This is a genomic window from Stenotrophomonas sp. Ste96 (assembly GCF_024519495.1).
Classification (GTDB): domain Bacteria; phylum Pseudomonadota; class Gammaproteobacteria; order Xanthomonadales; family Xanthomonadaceae; genus Stenotrophomonas; species Stenotrophomonas bentonitica_A.
In genome coordinates this window covers 1-3,106 of sequence record NZ_JALJRX010000022.1, presented here as the reverse complement: position 1 = coordinate 3,106, position 3,106 = coordinate 1, and the positions used below count along the sequence as shown (strand labels likewise).

Annotated in this window: 2 protein-coding genes and 1 pseudogene; all 3 read right to left on the bottom strand. The window is 68.1% G+C overall.

Annotated elements, in window-relative coordinates; all coding sequences use genetic code 11:
• Positions 1-232, bottom strand: a 232-nt coding sequence (locus OC373_RS18580; protein ID WP_261998260.1) for a hypothetical protein, incomplete at its 3' end; no start/stop codon positions are given.
• A complete protein-coding gene (locus OC373_RS18575) occupies positions 229-1,821 on the bottom strand; it encodes an AarF/UbiB family protein (protein WP_261998259.1) in 1,593 nt (530 codons plus the stop codon). The genes OC373_RS18575 and OC373_RS18580, both read right to left, overlap by 4 nt.
• Positions 1,822-1,846: 25 nt before the next feature.
• Positions 1,847-3,106, bottom strand: a pseudogene (locus OC373_RS18570) (xylulose 5-phosphate 3-epimerase); the annotation flags it as partial.

The following is a 3,106-nucleotide window of genomic DNA, read 5'->3' as shown; positions in this document are numbered from 1 at the left end:
CACCCCCATGCACGATCCGGTGCACTACCACGTCAGGGCATTGTACGGGTTCCGACAATGCCTTGAGCAGGGCAACAAGACTTTCCTCCGGCTCGGGTCCCGTATGGATCTCGGCTCGGTTGCATTCGACCAGCTGAGGTGGCGTGCCGGCCGTTGCGGACTCAAGCGCATACACGGCGCCTTTGAGCGTCGTAGAACCTACATTGAGGGCGAGAAGACGGCGGCCGGTCATAGGTGTCCCGATCGGGTTATGGCAATGACCAGCCGCAGCGAGAGGAACCCTGCTGCGGCGAATGCCATCACCGCAAGGAAGGGCAGGTGGCCGAGCACCTGGGGGCCGTCCGTATGCAGTGTCAGCAGCGCTCCACTTACGTACAGCCCCAGCGTCACCAAAGCCAGCGCCAGCCGGTTGCCCGTGCGCGCTAGTGCCTCTTGGGTCGAAGTCAGGCCATGGTGGTGAACCGAGAATGCTGGGCGGCCATCGCTAAGCTGTGCCTGTCGCAACAGGTCGGTGGCGATCTGCGGCAACTGACGCGCAGTGCGAGCCAGCCGCATGGCCAGCGGTCTGCTACCGCCGGGGCGGCTGGCATCGGCGATGTCGGCGATGTCCGATGCCTGCGCCGACAGCGACCCCAGCAGGTCAAGGTCCGGATCCAGCGCCCGCAGCGTGTTCTCGACCAGGAAGAGCGTGCGGATCAGAGACAGCAGGTGGGCCGGAAGCCGGAAGCCAGCGCCCTGGCCAATACGCGCCACGCGCCAGATCGCTTCGGCAATGGACCACTGCGCCAATGGGCGACTGGCCATCTCGGCCAGGATCAGATGAATCTCGCGCACATGCGAGCGCCGCTCGACCTGCGGCGGGAAGAAGCCCAGAGCGATTGCCGTATCCAGCACACCCTCGGCATCGTCCGCCGCGATGGCTTCGACCATGCCGCCAAGCGCGAGCCGGGATGCCGGGTCGAGCACGCCGATCGAACCGAAGTCATGCAGGCACAGACGACCGTCGCCGAAGAAGAACAGGTTCCCTGGGTGCGGGTCGGCATGGAATACGCCGGCGCCGAAGAGCTGATGCATGTAGGCATCGAGCAGTGCGCTCGCGAGCGTAGGAGCGGCCGCTGTCCCGTAAGCCGCCTCCAAACGGGTGCCGTGGCTTCGATCCTGGACCAGTACGTCGTGGGTGGCGTAGGGCTCGACGACGTGTGGCTGGGTGATGCCGGGCAGGGGGTCGAGCACCTTGGCCATGCGCCGCATGTTCTGCGCCTCGTGACGCATGTCGATCTCGTCGCGCAGGAAGGCACCCAGTTCATCCACGAGTTCGAGCGGGCGGTGCCGTTTGAGGGGCGGCCAGATCCACTGGGCTACGCGCATCGTGCGCCGCAGGAGCCGCAAGTCGGCCTGCACCTGGGCATGGATGCCGGGGCGGGTGATCTTGACGACCACGTCGCGACCATCATGCATGCGCGCAGGGTGGATCTGGGCTACTGAACCTGCAGCCATCGGCTTGTCATCGAAGCTGGCAAAGAGCGCGTCGACCGGTGCGCCGAACGCCTCTTCGACCATGTGCCTGGCCTGGTCCGCAGGAAACGCCGGCACGTCGCTGTGCAATCGCGACAGCGCCTCGCGATAGGGCACTGGCAGCAGGTCCCAGCGCAGGCTCAAGCCCTGGCCCAGCTTGACGAAGGTGGTCCCCAGCCCCACCAGGGTCGTGCTGATGTAGGCGGGGAGGCGGTCGGGTGCGCGCCGGCGCAGGCGCAGCACAGCGACTCCGAGCGTCAGTCCGGCCCAAGCGATCTGGCCTCCGCGCCGCACCGTGCCCGCCATCAGTGCGCGCTCCCGGTTGGCCAACTCACGGCGTCGACCCACTTGCTGGACGCAGGATGGTGGCCGGATCGCCCCGACCATCCACTGCCGCCAGTTCCACCTCGGACAAAAGGCTGCCACGGGACCAGCGGAGGACACCCGCGGCCGCATCGACCACGTGCGCCCAAGTGCTCCGGTTGGCGAACAACAGTCCCGGCACGTCCAGCGTGCCGCCGCGGTTGACGAAGCCCAGTGCCGCGGTCGTCGCCGGGCCGGTGTCGAGCCGACGCAGCGCGCCCAGGAAAGGCTCGGGTCGGGTGTGGGTGACGAATACGCGCGGCCGCCCCGTCGGGAACAGTGCATGGACGTCGCTGCCGGAGTGCACGTACCGCGCCTCCTCCGGATCGCGCGGCGTGCGGAACCGGCCGGGCTCGCCGAGATAGAGGATCGCCGCCGCCACACCGCGTTCGACGAGACGCACCTGCGCGCGGCGCACTTCCTGTAACTGGTAGGCACCAGTGGCGACCAGCAGGATCGCCGCCGTCGCCGGATCGCCGGCCAGGCATATCGCGCCGGTCGCGGCCAGTGACTGGGCCTGCTGCGGCGTCAGCTCGTGGGGCACCGGCCGTTTGGGGACGACCAGGGCGGTGACCGTGCCGCGTTGCGAGTAGGCGTGGGCAAGGGCTGCTGCGGCGCCGTTGGCGTCAGGCGGAAATACCACGCGTGAGATGTCGGCCATTTCGCCCAGAAGCGCCTCGGCCATGGTCGGATCCTGATGGGACTGCTCGTTCTTCGCGTTTTCCCACGTGTGGGAAGTCAGCACCAGAGGCACGCCCAACCAGCCGGGCGGACGCCCCGCCTGGGCCTGATGGCGGGCGAAGATCAGTTCTTGGCGCACGGCGCCGAGCATCTTCGGTGCGAACGCCTCGTAAGTGACCACCAGGTTCAGCCCACCCTTGTTGCCGAGCGCAGCGCTGACCACGGCTTCCTCGTTGAGCGCGGTGATGACCGCGCCGGTTGGCGATTCGGCGACGCCGGGCTCGGGCTCGTGCACCCGGTGTTTCATCGCGTCCAGGGTGCGGTCGAGCTTGTTGCTGCGCAGTTCGTCAGGATTGCCCACGCGCACGCGCAGCCCGGGGTTCGCTTCAGCGATGGCGACGAACTGCTCGTCGAGCGCGATCATCGGTGAGCTCTCGCCGCCCGCGCCGCGGTCGGCGATCGCTGGCACGCGGGGCGGGTGCACCTGGCGATCGGCCAGCGCATGATCGCGCTCGCGCACCCGCTGCTGGAGCTCGTGGCTGTTGAG

Coding starts and splice junctions, on each gene's coding strand:
- OC373_RS18575 (WP_261998259.1), bottom strand. CDS start 1,821: ATGGCGGGCACGGTGCGGCGCGGAGGCCAGATCGCTTGGGCCGGACTG.